The organism is Microbacterium sp. CH1, assembly GCF_001595495.1.
In the GTDB taxonomy this organism is placed as follows: Bacteria; Actinomycetota; Actinomycetes; order Actinomycetales; family Microbacteriaceae; genus Microbacterium.
Genome location: NZ_LOSO01000015.1, coordinates 1 through 15,491, shown reverse-complemented (window position 1 = coordinate 15,491; position 15,491 = coordinate 1). Strand labels below are relative to the sequence as shown.

General features: G+C 71.3%; 8 protein-coding genes. 2 read left to right on the top strand and 6 right to left on the bottom strand.

Features of this window, described 5'->3' with window-relative positions:
• Positions 1 to 32 precede the first annotated feature (32 nt).
• The 6 genes from AUV07_RS08340 to recQ form a co-directional block, all read right to left on the bottom strand.
• Complete coding sequence (locus tag AUV07_RS08340; protein ID WP_062635362.1) at positions 33 to 5,951, bottom strand: Ig-like domain-containing protein; 5,919 nt, start codon at positions 5,949 to 5,951, stop codon at positions 33 to 35.
• Entirely contained in the window at positions 5,951 to 7,084 is a 1,134-nt protein-coding gene (locus AUV07_RS08335) for a serine/threonine-protein kinase (protein ID WP_231868224.1), read from the bottom strand. Before AUV07_RS08335 ends, AUV07_RS08340 begins: the two co-directional genes overlap by 1 nt.
• Before the next feature lie 130 nt (positions 7,085 to 7,214).
• The gene (locus tag AUV07_RS08330) at positions 7,215 to 7,784 is read right to left on the bottom strand and encodes a DNA-3-methyladenine glycosylase I (RefSeq protein ID WP_062635358.1); all 570 of its coding nucleotides are present in this window, start codon (positions 7,782 to 7,784) and stop codon (positions 7,215 to 7,217) included.
• A 776-nt stretch (positions 7,785 to 8,560) separates the two neighbouring features.
• On the bottom strand, positions 8,561 to 9,607 hold the full coding sequence (locus AUV07_RS08325; RefSeq protein WP_062635356.1) for an NAD(P)-dependent alcohol dehydrogenase: 1,047 nt from the start codon (positions 9,605 to 9,607) through the stop codon (positions 8,561 to 8,563).
• A 98-nt stretch (positions 9,608 to 9,705) separates the two neighbouring features.
• Positions 9,706 to 11,769 carry an acyl-CoA dehydrogenase family protein gene (locus tag AUV07_RS08320; RefSeq protein ID WP_062635354.1) on the bottom strand — a complete coding sequence of 688 codons (2,064 nt, stop codon included), beginning with the start codon at positions 11,767 to 11,769 and terminating at the stop codon, positions 9,706 to 9,708.
• Positions 11,770 to 12,005: 236 nt separating this feature from the next.
• Positions 12,006 to 14,033, bottom strand: a complete 2,028-nt coding sequence (gene recQ / locus AUV07_RS08315) for a DNA helicase RecQ (protein ID WP_062635353.1) — start codon at positions 14,031 to 14,033, stop codon at positions 12,006 to 12,008.
• 105 nt (positions 14,034 to 14,138) lie between these two features.
• Between recQ and AUV07_RS08310 the strand changes: the two genes are divergently transcribed.
• Together AUV07_RS08310 and AUV07_RS08305 are read left to right on the top strand one after the other, a co-directional pair.
• Complete coding sequence (locus AUV07_RS08310; protein ID WP_062635350.1) at positions 14,139 to 14,507, top strand: GNAT family N-acetyltransferase; 369 nt, start codon at positions 14,139 to 14,141, stop codon at positions 14,505 to 14,507.
• Positions 14,504 to 15,421: a pirin family protein gene (locus tag AUV07_RS08305; RefSeq protein WP_062635348.1), complete on the top strand. Its 918-nt coding sequence runs from the start codon at positions 14,504 to 14,506 to the stop codon at positions 15,419 to 15,421. The genes AUV07_RS08310 and AUV07_RS08305 overlap by 4 nt, the downstream gene beginning before the upstream one ends.
• The last annotated feature ends 70 nt before the right edge of the window (positions 15,422 to 15,491 follow it).

The following is a 15,491-nucleotide window of genomic DNA, read 5'->3' as shown; positions in this document are numbered from 1 at the left end:
GGAAAGAGTATTCGTGTCGGTGTGCTCGGCGGTCAGGGGCACAGGCCCGTGACGCGATGCGTGATGGGGGTCAGGGTGGCGAAGGCCCCGGTCCACGTGATGGTCACGTCGAAGGTGCCGGGGTTATCGACCAGGGGCGTGGCCACGAGAGTGTACGAGCCGCGGGCGGCGCTGGACACTCTCACGACGTCCGCCTCGACGGCGGGCATGCAGGACTGGAACACGGCGGTGACGACGGTCGGCGCGGTCGTCGCGGTGATGTTCACCTCGCCGGAGCAGGAACCGCTCTGGGTGGCGTGGCAGGCGCGCGCACGGACCTGCCCGGGCGACGAGTCCGGAGACAGTGCGAAATCATCGCGCCACGATCCGTACATGTAGTACTTCGGCACGAAGCCGTTCTCCACGTCGATGCGCGGGGGCGAGGCCAGGCCGTAGTCGTAGCGGTTCCCGTCGCGGCGGGCATCCTTCGCGACCGTGTAGGTCGTGTCGCCGCCCGGGCCGTCGACGAACGTGAACGTGAAGACGGTCGTCGTCGCCGACTCGGCCACGCCATAGCCGTTGGATGCGCACGCCTTGACGTAGTACAGCTGGTACGGGGCCAGTCCCTGAAGCGAGGGCGAATCCGACTGCACCTCGCCGCCGGACACCGAAAGGGTGCCGTCCCCGTTCGCCGTGCAGCTGGCGTTGCCCGACCGCCACGCCAGATATGTCACACGAACGCCCCGCGCGCTGCCGTTGGCCTGGGCGGCGATGCCCGACACGTTCACCGCGGTGTTGGACACCGCGTGCGCCTGAGTCTGACCAGGATCGAAGTACACCGAGCCGGCGACCGTCACCGAGGTGCGGAACCCGCCACCTTCGTTACCGCCGCCGGTCGGCGGCTGGAACTGGCTGATCGGAACGATCGTCAGGGTCTGCGGTCCCGGCGACAGCGCGATGTCGGCGGCGGTGGTCGCCCCCGTGCGGTTGATGACCTCGCCCGTCTCCTCGATCCGGAACGCCACGGCGTCGTCCGCGGCGTCGATCGAGAGACGGACGGCACCGCGCCCGCGGTCGGAGACGTCCGGTCGGTACTCCGGCGTGGCCGTCGCGTTCGCCACGACCGGGGCGGCGTATGCCCAGCTGGTGTGCGGGGACGTCGCGGCCGAGGTACCGACGGCGTTGACGGCCGCGGCGGTGAACGTGTGCGGGGCGCCGTTCGTCAGCCCGTTGACCGTGCACCGGTAGACAGCGCCGGCGGGGCTGCAGGACGCGTTCGCCGGAGCGCCGTCCTGGAGGATCGTCACACCGGAGACCGCGGGGTGCGCGCGTCCCGCCTCGCCGAGCGGCACCTCCAGAGCGACGGTCGTGCGGGTGAAGCCGACCGTCGTGACGCTCGCGGGGGCCTGCGGGAACCCCTGGAGGTCGAGGGTCAGCGTGCCGGTCCCGGTGCGCCCCTGCGCGTCCGACACGACGAACGGGATCACGCACTGTCCGCCGGGAGCCTGCCCGCCGCCGGGCCAGGTCGCCGTGATGGTCTTGGCGCCCGACGTCGAGACCGAGGCCACGTCGCAGCGCGCGCCGGCACCGAGCGACATCAGGCGCAGTCCGGATCCCGGCTTCCCCTCGAAGGGGTCGTACTCCCCGGCGACGTCGACCACGTCGATCGAGCAGTTGGCGCTCGTGACGACGCACTGCTTGGTGAAGGTCGCTCCGCGCGGGGCGTCCGGCGGGGCCGCGCCGACGACGAGGCGGACGGACGCCGACGGCTGCCCGTACTGCGGCACGGTGACGCTGACGTTCTCGGTGTTGCCGGGTCGCGCATCCGCACGCGCCTCGATCGTCAGCTTCCCCCCGCTCTGGGTGACGAGGAACGCCGATCCGGAGTAGACGATGCGGTACTCGAGGGAGGACGCATTGCCCTCCCTGCCGCCTTCCCACGCGGCCATGTTGGCGTAGAGATCGACGCTCTCCGTCGCTCCGGGGGCGATCGTGTGCGAGATCGAGGAGAGCAGCAGCTGCGGCTCGGCGGGGCGGACGCTGATGGGCACGTCGAGGTACGACCAGCGCTTCTGCCCCTCCAGGCGCACCGGGATCAGGCAGGTGTCCGACCAGGGCGCCTCGCGGCCGGCCCGGTACTCCGCCTCGCGCGGACCGTCGGCCGCGCACGACGCGGCAGCCCGCTGGGCGGTGAAGGACCCGGTGCCGATCTCGATCGCATCGGACGACGGGAGATCGGCGTAGTCCTGCACGGGGAAGGAGACGGCCGCATCCTCGTCCACGACGACCGGCGTCGCGCCGGGGACGAGCTGCACCTGCATGTCGTCGAACGCCGGTATGCGCAGGAATCCGTAGGCGACGACGTCGCGTCCGTTCGCTGCCGTCCCGGTGAGCTGGAAGGGCACCAGAGCGCCCTCCTTCGGCGCGGTGCCCACGATGCGGTTCCCCTGCACCGAGTAGCCCGGCTGCTCGCCCCACAGGCGCAGCCGCAGCGAGCCGACGTCGCCGGAGGGCCAGCGGACCCGGTCGGTCACGACATCGATGCCGCGTTCGGCGAAGTCGTCGCGGTCGCGCGCGGTGAGCACGGTGTCCGCGATGACCGGCTGGTCCGCGACGGTGCCGTCGGTGACGGTCACCACGATGAGGCCCTGCGCCGTGCTCCCCGTGCGCGACGACTTCACCGTGTAGAAGTACGAATTGGTGCCGGCGGTCTCGCCGGCACGCAGCACGACCCGGCCGTCCTTCAGCGAGGTGTCGGAGTCGATCAGCGCGTTGAGCCGGTCGTACAGCGGGTTCCCCTTGACGGGCGGCGCGTTCGGCACGAGCTCGGTGATCTCGAGCTCGCTCTGCGCCGGGTCGAGATCGTTCGAGCGCGGATCCAGCACGACCGGCGTGCGCGATCCCGCCTCCACGCGGACGTAATCACTGAAGGTCACCGGGGCGGCGTCGTCGACGTCCGCATCGAGGACGCCGATGCGCACCGCCGCGCTCCCCTCCTCGCCCTGCGGATCACGAACGCTGTAGCGGAACGAGACCTGGCCGCCGTCGACGCCTCCGGCCGGCGCGCGGTACACGATGGCCTCGCCGTTCGCCGAGATGGTGGCGGTGCCTCCGCCCTTCTTCGGCTGCTCGATGCCGGACAGCACCACGCGGTCCCCGTCGCCGTCCATCCCGGTCGTCGGCACCGGGATCGAGACCGTCTGGCCGCTGAGGACGCGACCGGTGAGCGGCGTCGGCGTGGGGGCACGGTTCGTGCCCGGGGGCACGACCGTGACCGTCACGACGCCGTCGTCCGACAGCGTGGGATTCCGTTCGAGGGAGACGGAGTAGGTCAGCCGGTACGTGCCGGGAGTCTTCGGCGCCAGATAGCGGAGCGCGTTGCGGTCGGCGAACACGAGCTCGTCCGGCTCGCCCGATCCGGTCACCTCGGGGAGCACGAGGAGCGGCTCCCCGCGGGGTGCGACATCGTTGGCCGCCACGTCGATGCGCGTGAGCGAACCGGCTCGCACCGTCACCGCGTCCGGGAAGACGATCGGCCGGGTGACCGTCGACGGCGGAGTGAGGAACACGCTGACCGTCCCCTGCACGGCCCCGCCCGCGCCGTCCGCCACCGTGACGGTGGCCTTGCCGATCAGGCCGGGCTCGCCGTCCTCGGTCGTGCCGTTGACCCGCAGGCTCTCGCTGCCGACCACGCGCACGTTGAGCTGCGGCGTCGAGCTCACGGCGTCGGACAGCAGCAGCACCCGTCCGCTGGTGTTCTGCACCGCGCCGAGGACATCGACGGTCGTGTCCTCGCCCTCGCGGACGAACGCCGTCAGCGGTGCCATCGCGAGCGCCGCGGAGCCGTCGACAGCGGTGATCCGGATGACCGCGGACTGCTCGGCCTGGGTTGTGACGTCCTGCGCGGTGTAGGTGACCACGTACTGGCCCGGCTCGGCGGCGGTCAGATCGACGGTGCCCGAGGCCACGTTCGGGGTGACCTCGAAGCCCTGGGCCGTCGCGGCGGTCTGCACGGCATCGACGAGGCGATACGACCCCGACCCTCCGGACAGGTGGTCGGAGATGCGCAGGGATTGCCGCTCGCCCACGCGCGCGGTCACCGCGACGGCCGACGCCTGCAGCGCCGGACTCCCGCTGACCTGGACCTCGATGGTCTTCTCCGCCGTCGCCCCGTGCACGTCCTGCACGACGACCGTGACCGAGATCACGGCGTCCGCGGCATTGGGGTCGGTGTGCCGGATCGCGACCCGACCGTCGGCCATCGGGGCCACCATCACCGGGGACGAGGAGTCCGTCTCGTACGCGTCGCTCAGGACGAACGCATCGCCCTCGGGGTCGACCCATCCGGAGAGCGCCGAGACGATCGTGCTCCCGCCGGCGAGGATCTGCGGTGTCGGCCATTCCTGAGTGCAGGCGTCGACCCCGCACCACACCGGGGCGGAGTTGACCCCGGGATCGACCACCGTGAGGGTCACGGTCGCCGGGGGCGACACGGCGGCGCCGTCGGTCACGGCATAGGTGAAGCTCGTCTGCCCGGAGCCCGCCTTCACGTTCACGACCAGGGATTGACCGTTCGCCACGAGCGACAGATCCCCGAAGTCGGGGTCGCTCAGGCCGGAGGCGACCGAGTCCGGGTCGATCGTGAGGACGTCCTTCTTGTTCGGATCGTGATCGTTGAAGAGCACGGGGAGGATGACCTGCTCCCCGGCCCGCACGCCGAACGCGTCGTCGACGGCGACCGGCGGCAGCTGCTCCGCCACGTCCTCGACGACGATCGTGCCCTCCTGCTGCTCCGTGTCGTCTTCGATCTTCCATTGCTCGAGAGGGATCAGCACGCCCTCCGGCGCGGTCCAGATGAGACCGGTGCCCTTCTCGACCAGCACCGCACGGTCGCCGTTGCCCTGGAAGACCGGATCGATGGCGGCCGCGTCGAGCGTCTCGTCCGGAACCTGCAGCGGGGTGGTCTCCCCCGCGCTCCAGAGGGTTCCGCTGCCGCTGTCGAGCCACGCCGCGTAGGTCTCCCCGCGCACCGTGACCGGTGCGGCGGGGACGCCGGAGGCCTCGGCCACCCGCTCGGCCTCTCCCGACGCGAGGTCCACGGAGACGAGGCCGTCCGAGTCGGCGACCAGCACCGCGTCGCCCTCGGCGGCACCGCGCTGCAGGCGTGCGTCCTCGGCGACGTCGAGGGTGACCGCCTCATCGCGTCCGGAGAGCCACAGCGCGCCCGAGCTCGGCTGCAGCATCGCCCAGCGCTCGCCGACGACGGCGATCGCCAGCCCCTCTCCCGCTTCCGGCGCATCGGCCACGGGGGACTCGTCCCCGAGGAACCGGTGCTCGTCGATGTCGAACCGGCGCACGGCCCCCTCGTCCGCCGAGTAGAGCACGAGCAGCCCGTCCGGCGAGAGCCCGATCGCATCCGCGGTGTAGGCCGGCGGCTCCTCGCCCTCCTCGACCTCGACCTCGGCGAAGGGATCGACCGGGGCCGTCCCCGCCCCCGTGGCCAGGGTCGACACGGACACTTGGCCGGTGTCGGTGCGATACGCCACATAGGCTCCCGCGGAGAGCACGTCGCGCGTGCCGGCGGGCGTGGGCTGCGAGGCGAGCGGCGTCCCCTCGTCCGAGCTGTCCGAGAGCAGATCGGCCGGGCTGGCCGGGTCGACGTCCCATCGCTGCCGGTTCCCCTGCGCGAACAGCACGGTGCTGGAACCGCTCTGCCAGACCGCCTCGGGGTCGTCGACGTCGCGGACCGTGTCGATCTCGGCGAGCTCGGTGTTCACGCGGGCATACTGCCCGCTGTCGCGCATGACCCAGACCGAGGGCTCGAGTCGCGGCACCTCCTGGGACTGATACCCCTGCGCCGTCACCGCGAGCGCCACGACGACCACGAGCGCGAGGATCCCGGAGACCAGCGCGATCAGCCGCCCCCGAGACGGGCTCGCGACCTCGGCGCGACTGCGGTTCCCTGCGGCCATCACAGGATCCCGGTGAGGAACAGAACGGCGGTGCCGATGCCCGCGATGGCGGCGGCCCCGATCGCCGCTCCGACGACGCCGACCATCAGCGGCGAACGGCTGCGGCCGCGGGGGCCTGCGGGGATGTCGTCGCGTTCGCGCGGAGCGGCCTGGGCCTGAGCGGCGCGGGCGGCCCGACGCGAGTCCGGTGCGACCGTCGTGATGACCGGTCCGCGGACGGCGGTATCCCCGAAGTTCACCGGAGCGGCCGCGGCCCACTCCGACGACGCCGCCTCGAAGGCCGTCGGCGAGATGCCGAGCTCATACTGCGCCCAGCGCAGCTTCTCCGCGAACTCCGCCATGCTCGCCGGCCGCTTCGCGGGGTCGCGGTGCATGGCGCTCGCGAAGATGTCGTCGATGATCGGCGGGATGCCGGGGACGGGCACCGCGGTGTAGCGCGCCTTGATGATGCGGTCGGTGAGCTGATCGCGGGAGTTCGAGCCGCGGTCGGCGCGTTCGAACGGACTGCGGCCGGCGAGGAGCGTGTAGAGCGTCGCGCCGAGGCTCCAGACCTCGCTGGGGATGGATCCGGACACGCGCTCCTGCAACACCTCGGGGGAGCTCCAGGGCACGGACATCGCGATGGTCTCGCCCTCGCCCTCCTCCATGACGGCGGCGGCGATGCCGAAGTCGGCCAGCACGGGCGCGCCGAGCGAGTTGATGAGCACGTTCGACGGCTTGATGTCGCGGTGCAGCAGACCGGCCCGGTGCACGGTCTCCAGAGCGCCGGCCATGCGGACGCCGATGTCGAGCACCTCCGCGAGCGGGAGCGGGGCCTTCTTGTAGCGCGCGCTCATCGTGTCGGGGCAGTACTCCATCGCGAAGTACGGCCGCCCGTCCGCCGAGATGGACGCCTGGTAGATCGTGACGATCGAGGGGTGGGCACTCAGCCGCGCGGAGATGTCGGCTTCCACGTTGAAGGTCTGCAGCACCTCGGGGTTCACCGCATCCGCGAGCAGGACCTTGACGGCGACGACGCGGCGCGGCATGTCCTGTTCATAGAGGAACACGTCGGCGAAACCGCCGGACCCGAGCGGACGCACGTAGCTGTACCCCGCCAGCGTCGGCGGTGTCGCTGCCATGCGCGTTGCCACTCCTGCTCCTCACGGTCTGATGGGAGACCGCGCGCCTGCAGCCACCCGGCGTCGTGCGCCGGGGGATCCCCCGATGTGCCGAGTATATCGGGCGACGGCGTATGGCCCCGTGCTCTTCTTCGTCGAGGCGTCAGGCCTTCCAGCACCCCGCGATGTGGTCGTCCACCATGCCCGCGGACTGCATGAGGGCGTACATCGTCGTCGGCCCGACGAAGCGGAAACCGCGGCGCCGCAGTTCCTTGCTCAGCGCGGTCGACTCCGGCGTGACCGCGGGGACGTCGGCGAACTCACGTGGCCGTGCTCCGGTCGCCGGCGGGGCGAAGGACCACATCAGGGCATCGAGCTCCCCGTCCGCCATCGACTCCACGATCCGGGCGTTGCCGATCGTCGCGAGGATCTTGGCGCGGTTGCGGATGATGCCGGGGTCGCCCATGAGGCGTTCCAGGTCCGCGTCGTCGAATGCCGCCACGGCCTCCGGCACGAACCCCGCGAACACCTCGCGGAACCGCGGGCGCTTGCGCAGGATCGTGATCCAGGAGAGCCCTGCCTGGAACCCCTCGAGCGCCATCTTCTCGAACAGCGCGCGGTCCCCGTGCAGCGGCGTCCCCCACTCTTCGTCGTGGTAGCGGCGATATTCTGCGTCGTCGCCGACCCAGGCGCAGCGCGCGCGGGAGTCGGGCCCCGTGAGGAGGGAAGTCATCCCCTCACCGTATCCACCCCCACCGACACCCCCGTCCTCGTCCCTCGGTGCGAGTTCACTTCCGCCCCTCTCCTCGCCTCCCCACGCCCGTTTTCCGTCCCGCCAGGACACACACCTCCGACGGGGGATCGAAAAGGGCCCTTCGAGGCAGATCCGCGGCACCTTTCCCATCCCGCACCCGCACCCGCACCTGCGACGCGAGATCAAAACCGACCCCCCGACACGGAACTCCGGCACCGTTCGCATCCCGCCACGCCGCGCACCTGCGGCGCGGGATCGAAACAGGCCCTCCGAAGCGGACCCCGGCACCGTTCCGATCCCACACCGACAGCGGAGGCAGCTCGCCGCAGGGGCGCCTTCTTCAGCGCGGACCCGGGTCCTCCGAGACGGATCAGAAAGACGCCTCCACCGGGTCGCTCCGGCGCCTTACCCGTCCCGGAGCGGAACGCCGTGGCAGGGTGCACCCGGTTCCGCTCCCTCAGCTCGTCCTCCGCGCACGCCCGCCCAAGGCCAGCGCGGGATCAGAACAGCACCGACGCGGCACTCACCCGGGGACTTTCCGTCCCGCGCCAAGGGGCTCCCCGGTCGCGGGACGGAAATCGCGCCTGATGCGGGCAGCAGAGGTGCGCTTTTGCTCCCGCACCGGACGGGAGCGCGAGCGGGATGGGAGCGGGACGGAAATCGCTCCTCAGGCAGGCACCGGGGGCGCGATTTTGATCCGGCACCGGGTAAGGCGGGGACGGAGCGGACGGACCCGGGCCGGGACGGGGGCGGGGTCAGTCGGCGAAGGTGGCGGCGTCGATGACGAAGCGGTAGCGGACGTCGGACGCGAGCACGCGCTCGTACGCGTCGTTGATGGCCGAGGCGGGGATGACCTCGATCTGCGCCGTGATGCCGTGCTCCGCGCAGAAGTCGAGCATCTCCTGGGTCTCCCGAATGCCCCCGATGTTCGAGCCGGCGATGGAGCGTCGTCCGGCGATCAGCGACCCCGCGTTCAGGGCGAGGGCCTCCGCGGGAGCACCGACGCACACGATGGTGCCGTCCACGTCGAGCAGACCGAGGTAGGAGCGGAGGTCGATGACGGCGCTCACGGTGTTGAGGATCACGTCGAAGGAGCCCCGCAGGTCGCGGAAGGTGTCGCGGTCGCCCGTCGCGAAGTAGCGGTCGGCGCCGAGGCGGAGGCTGTCGTCCTGCTTCGCGAGCGTCTGCGACAGCACGGTCACCTCCGCGCCGAGGGCATGTGCGATCTGCACGCCCATGTGACCGAGGCCGCCGAGTCCGACCACCGCGACGCGCGTGCCGGGGCCGACCTTCCAATGCCGCAGCGGCGAGTACGTGGTGATGCCCGCGCACAGCAGCGGAGCCGCCGCGTCGAGAGGCAGGGCGTCCGGGATCCGCAGCACGAAGTCCTCGGTGACGACGACCTGCTCGGAGTAGCCGCCCTGGGTGATCGTGCCGTCGCGGTCGACCGCTCCGTAGGTGCCGACGGCGCCCCGCGTGCAGAACTGCTCGTCGCCGCGGAGGCAGTACACGCACTCCCGGCACGAGTTCACCAGGCAGCCGACGCCGACGCGGTCGCCGAGGGCGTGCTTCGTGACCTCGGACCCCACCGCGGCGACCGTTCCGGTGATCTCGTGTCCCGGGGCGAGCGGGTACTGCTGCGGACCCCAGTCTCCGCGCACGGTGTGGATGTCGGAGTGGCAGATGCCGGCGAAGGCGATGTCGATGAGGATGTCGTGCGGGCCCAGCTCCCGGCGCTCGATGACGGTCTTCTCGAGCGGGGCGGCTTCGGCGGGGGCGGCGTAGGCGGTGACGGTCGACATGATGCTCCTCGGGTCGGTACTCGCCGAGACTATCCGCCCGCGCCGATGAATCCGCTGTCCGGAGGGCCCGGGCCGTCTACACAGCCCGGGCCGACGGCTCAGCGCTTCTGCCGCTTGAGGGTCTTCTCCAGGACGGGAGCCTGACCGGTGGCCTCGAGGTCGGCGTAGTACGCGCGGGCCTCATCCTGCCGCTGCTTCTCCGCACCGCTCGCGATGGGAGCCCGCACGTGCTCGGGCTCGTAGCCGAACGCGTCCACGAGGTCGAGGGCGTACGGACGCAGCCGCGCGCACAGCCGATCGATGTAGCTCGACACCGCCGCCGCCCGCTGCGTGGAGAGCCGCCCGTGGATGAGGTGCCAGGCCAGGTGCTTCTCGATGAGCTGCAGACCGAAGAGGTCGCGCAGCCAGGTCATGACCTTCTTCGTCTCGGCATCGTCCATCGCATGGACGGCGTCGGTGAAGGCCTCCCACTGCAGCAGCTCGCCGTGCGCCCTGGCCGCCTCGATGAGCTCGGCCTGGTTCTCGTTGAACAGTCGCGCCCCGAGCACCTTGTCCTTGCCGGCGGCGCGCAGCCGGGTCGCGATGTCGGCGACCATCTGCTGCACGCGGCCCGCGAGGAGGTCGTGCTGCTGCTCCTCGCGCAGTCCGCGCTCCACCGACCGGGCGACCTGACCGAAGTCGGTCACCGCCTGGCCGAGCTGACGGAGCCCTGCGCCGTGGAACAGCTTGCCGGCGGTCATCCCCACGGCGTAGCGCGCGAGGGCCGCGGCGTCCTTGCCCTGGAACTGCTTCGCGTAGTCGGTCAGCAGCCGCTTGCCGACGAGCTGGAGCAGGACGTTGTTGTCGCCTTCGAACGTGACGTAGATGTCGAGGTCGGCGCGGAGTCCGACGAGCCGGTTCTCGAACATGAAGCCGGCGCCGCCGCACGCCTCGCGGGCCTCCTGCAGGGTGTCGAGCGCGTGCCAGGTCGACAGCGGCTTGAGCGCGGCCGCGAGCGTCTCCAGATCCTCCCGGTCGTCCGGGGTGTCGGTGCGGCCGGAGAAGACGCCGTCGAACTTCTGCAGGAACTCGTCGTGCGCGAAGATCTGCGCGTACGTCGTGGCCAGGCGCGGGAGCAGACGGCGCTGGTGCTTGCCGTAGTCCATCAGCACGACCTCCTGCCCGTCCGCCCCGTCGAACTGGCGACGCTGCGTGGCGTAGGTGATCGCGATGTGCAGGCCGAGCGCGGAGGCCCAGGAGGCGGCGCCGTCGAGCGAGACGCGTCCCTGCACGAGGGTGCCGAGCATCGTGAAGAAGCGGCGGCCGGGGCTGTCGATCGCGCTGGAGTAGGTGCCGTCCGGGGCGACGTCGCCGTAGCGGTTCAGCAGGTTCGTGCGCGGGATGCGCACCTGGTCGAAGGAGAGACGGCCGTTGTCGATGCCGTTCAGTCCGCCCTTGAGACCGTCGTCCTCGCGACCGATGCCCGGCAGATCCACGCCGTCCTCGCCGCGCAGGGGCACGTAGAAGCAGTGCACGCCGTGGTTGACGCCGTTCGTGATGAGCTGCGCGAAGACCGTCGCCGCGATGCCGTGCAGTGCCGCGTTGCCGAGGTACTCCTTCACAGCTCCCCGGAACGGCGTGTGGATGACGAACTCCTCCGTCTCCGGGTCGTAGGTGGCGGTGGTGCCGACCGCGGCGACGTCGGAGCCGTGCCCGATCTCGGTCATCGCGAACGCGCCGGGGATCGACAGGTCCATGACACCGGGGAGCCACCTGTCGTGGTGCTCCTTCGTGCCGAGCTGCAGGATCGCGGAGCCGAACAGCCCCCACTGCACGCCCGACTTGATCTGCAGGCTCGGGTCGGCGGCCACGAGCTCTTCGAACCCGGCGATGTTGCCGCCGTTGTTCTCCTCGCCGCCGAAGCGCTTCGGGAACGCCCGGTGCACGGCCTTGTTGTCGACCAGGAGGTGGAGCTGGCTGAGCACGCGCTCGCGGTGGTCGTCCTTGCCGAGCTCGTCCTTCCGCCAGAACGCGGAGTCCTTGATCATTTCGCGGGCCTGGCGGCGTACGTCGCCCCAGGTGCCCATGAGGGCGTCGTTCAGGCGGGCGACATCGATCCGCGGGGCGGTCGCGCTCTCGCGCGGGTCAGGTGTCGTCGAAGGGCGGACGGCGGCGTCGACCATGAGCGTTCCTCTCGGAGAGACGAAAGTGGATGCCTCTCATGGTAGGTGTGCGACAAAACCGCACGAAGTCCCCTGTCCGCATCCTCCAACGTCTGGTCGCCCCGTCTGCGCCCGTCCTTGTCGGCTCGCGACAGGTTCCCCCTTCGGAGCTCCGTCGACCCACCCCGTTCCGTGCATCCCGGCCCCCTGCGAGCGTCCGCAAAGGGGTGGCTCGCGCGGAAGGGGGTGGTTCGGGGTCAGGAGGCGGCGATGACGGCGAGGACGCCGTCGCCGTAGGCCTCGCGCTTCTTCGCACCGATGCCGGTGATGCCGTCGAGGTCGGCGTGCGAGGTCGGCCGATGCTCCGCCAGCGCACGGAGCGTGGCGTCGCCGAAGACGATGTACGCCGGGACGCCCTGTTCCCTGGCGGTCTCGGCGCGCCAGGCCCGCAGCGCCTCGAACAGCTCCCGGTCTCCGGCGTCGAGGGCGTCGGCGGCACTCGCCTTCCGGGCACGGGACGGCGACGACGGGCGTCCGATCGTGTCTTTCCGGAGTGGTACCGCGGTCTCGCCGCGCAGCACCCCGGCTGCGGCCTCCCCGGGTGCGAGCGTGCCGTAGTCGCCCTGCGCGACGAGGATGCCCCGGGCGAGGAGCTGGCGCACCACGCTCCGCCAGTCCTGGTCGGAGAGGTCGGCGCCGATGCCGTAGGTCGCGAGGGCGTCGTGCCGCTGCTGGCGGATGCGCTCGGTCGAGGCTCCGCGGAGGATGTCGATGAGGTGGCCCGCACCGAAGGCCTGATTCCGCTCCCGCTTCAGCCGCACGATCGTGGACAGCAGTTTCTGCGCGGGGACGAGCCCGTCGAAGGTCGCCGTGTCGTCGAGGCACGTGTCGCAGTTGCCGCAGGGCTGCGAGTCCTGACCGAAGTACCCGAGGAGGTTCTGCCGGCGGCACTCCACCGTCTCGCACAGCGCGAGCATCGCATCGAGGTGCTGCCCCATGCGCATCTTGAACGTGCGGTCGCCGGGACTCTGATCGATCAGTCGGCGCTGCTGCACGACGTCGCCGAGCCCGTACGCCATCCATGCCACGGACGGCTCACCGTCGCGGCCGGCGCGCCCGGTCTCCTGGTAGTACCCCTCGACGGACTTCGGCAGATCGATGTGGGCGACGAAGCGCACGTCGGGCTTGTCGATGCCCATGCCGAACGCGATGGTCGCCACCATCACGACGCCGTCCTCGCGGAGGAAGCGCGACTGGTTCGCCGCCCGCACCTCGGCGGGCAGACCGGCGTGGTACGGCAGCGCGTCGAGACCCTGCGCGGCGAGATAGGTCGCCGTCTGCTCGACGGACTTGCGGCTGAGCGCATAGACGATGCCCGCCGCCCCCTCCGGCTGCGACCGGATGAACTGCACGAGCTGCTTGCGGGGATCGACCTTCGGGACGATCCGGTACTGGATGTTCGGGCGGTCGAAGCTCGCCACGAAGTGCTTCGCCGCGTCGAGGTGCAGGCGCTCGGTGAGCTCCTTGTGCGTGGCCCGCGTCGCGGTGGCGGTCAGGGCCATGCGCGGGACGCCGGGGAACCGCTCGCCCAGGTCGCCGAGCGCGAGGTAGTCGGGCCGGAAGTCATGACCCCACTGCGACACGCAGTGGGCCTCGTCGATGGCGATGACACTGAGCGTGCCGCGCTGCAGGAGGGAGGTGGTCTGCGCGCTCGACAGCCGCTCCGGGGCGACGTAGATGAGGTCGAGCTCTCCGGCGACATAGGCGCGCTCGACCTCGCGGCGCTCCTCGATCGACTGGGTGGAGTTGAGGTACGCAGCCTTCACACCGTTGGCGCGCAGCGCGTCGACCTGGTCGTGCATGAGCGCGATGAGGGGGCTGATGACGAGTCCGGTGCCTTCGCGCACGAGCGCGGGCACCTGGTATGTGATGCTCTTGCCGCCGCCGGTGGGCATCAGGACGACGGCGTCGCCGCCGCCGATGACCTGCTCGACGATGGCCGCCTGGTCGCCGCGGAAGTCGTCGTAGCCGAACACGGTGTGCAGTGCCTCGCGGGCCGTCGCATACCGGCTGGGCGTGGCGCGGCGGACGGCCGGCGCGGTGGTCACCGCGGTCGTCGGACCCGGACCCCAGTCGAGGGGCGGCTCGAAGCCCGCGCCCTGCGGCTCCCAGTCCATCGGCTCCGGCGGCTCGGTCGGCTCCCACCCGTCGTCCCAGGGCTGGTCGGATGCCGCGTCCGGCTCGGGGATCCATCCGTCGTACGGATCACGGGGAGTCTGCGGCATCCCTCCAGCGTAATCACCCCGACGGACAGCGGCACGGCGACGTCCACAGGCCCGCACCCTCGATCCCGGGCGTAGGTTGGTTCCAGACGCCGGAAGGAGCATCCGATGACCGACATCACCGTGACCCGCAACGACGAGGCCTCCCGCTACGAGATCCGTTCCGATGACGTGCTGGCCGGGTTCGCCGAGTTCGATACCCGCCCCGGCGCGATCCGCTTCCTGCACACCGAGATCGACCCGGCCTTCCAGGGCCAGGGCCTGGCGGGGAAGCTCGCCGCGGCGGCGCTGACCGACGTGGCGTCGACGGGCGACGCGATCGTGCCGCTGTGCCCGTACATCGCGAAGTACCTCCAGACGCACGAGGTGCCCGGCGCGGAGATCCGTTGGCCGCAGCGCTCGGGCTCGACGGCGGACGCCCCGGTGCAGAAGGAGTCGGCCGGCGCGGACGAGGACCCCACGGGCAGGGCGGAATGATCGGGCAGCGCCGCCTCGTCCTCGAACCCCGGGCGGTGCCGCTCGGCGGCGTGCGCGGCATGGAGGTGCTGCGGGTGCTGCCGCATCGCAACCTCCCCACCATCGGCGCTTGGTGCTTCCTCGACCGGTTCGGCCCGGCCGAGACCCGGATGCGCGTCGAGCCGCATCCGCACATCGGTCTGCAGACGGTGACCTGGCCGCTGGTCGGCGAGATCCGGCACCGCGATTCGCTGGGCAGCGATGCCGACCTCCGGCGCGGTCAGCTCAACCTCATGACCGCGGGCAACGGCATCTCGCACTCGGAGTACTCCGTGGGCGACGGCCCCGTTCCGCTCGACGCGCTGCAGTTCTGGGTCGCGCTCCCGGAGCCCGCGCGCCACGGGGACGGCGGCTTCGAGCGGCACACCGACCTGCCGACGACGACCCTCCCGGCCGCGACCGGATCGGACGCCACGGCCACGGTCGTGCTCGGCGAGTTCGCGGGCGTGCACTCGCCGGCGACCGTGCACACGCCGATCGTCGGGGCGGAGATCGTCGTGCCCGCCGGGACCACGGTGCGCCTGCCGCTGCGGCCGGAGTGGGAGCACGCGCTGCTCCTCGTCGAGGGCGACGCCGCCGTCCCGGAGCACGCGATGACCCGCAACGACATGCTCTACCTCGGCGATTCCCGCGACGACGTCGAGGTGACCAGCAGTGAGGGCGGCTTGCTGTTCCTCCTCGGGGGTGAGCCGTTCGAGGACGAGATCGTCATGTGGTGGAACTTCGCCGGGCGCTCCCACGACGAGATCGCCGCCGCCCGCGAGGACTGGGAGGCCGCATCCCCCCGGTTCGGCGTCGTCGAGGGGCACGACCAGCGCATCCCCGCGCCGCCGCTCCCCCCGGTGCGCCTGATGCCGCGGAGCCGCACCCTCTGACCCCAAGCCCCTCCAGGCTCTCCCGCTGATTCAGGCACTCCCGCCGATTCAGGCACTCCCGCCAGCACAG

Bases quoted from the DNA above. Each gene is read 5' to 3' on its own strand.
- AUV07_RS08340 (WP_062635362.1), bottom strand. From the start codon at position 5,951: ATGGCCGCAGGGAACCGCAGTCGCGCCGAGGTCGCGAGCCCGTCTCGG.
- AUV07_RS08330 (WP_062635358.1), bottom strand. From the start codon at position 7,784: ATGACTTCCCTCCTCACGGGGCCCGACTCCCGCGCGCGCTGCGCCTGG.
- AUV07_RS08325 (WP_062635356.1), bottom strand. From the start codon at position 9,607: ATGTCGACCGTCACCGCCTACGCCGCCCCCGCCGAAGCCGCCCCGCTC.
- AUV07_RS08320 (WP_062635354.1), bottom strand. From the start codon at position 11,769: ATGGTCGACGCCGCCGTCCGCCCTTCGACGACACCTGACCCGCGCGAG.
- recQ (WP_062635353.1), bottom strand. From the start codon at position 14,033: ATGCCGCAGACTCCCCGTGATCCGTACGACGGATGGATCCCCGAGCCG.
- AUV07_RS08310 (WP_062635350.1), top strand. From the start codon at position 14,139: ATGACCGACATCACCGTGACCCGCAACGACGAGGCCTCCCGCTACGAG.
- AUV07_RS08305 (WP_062635348.1), top strand. From the start codon at position 14,504: ATGATCGGGCAGCGCCGCCTCGTCCTCGAACCCCGGGCGGTGCCGCTC.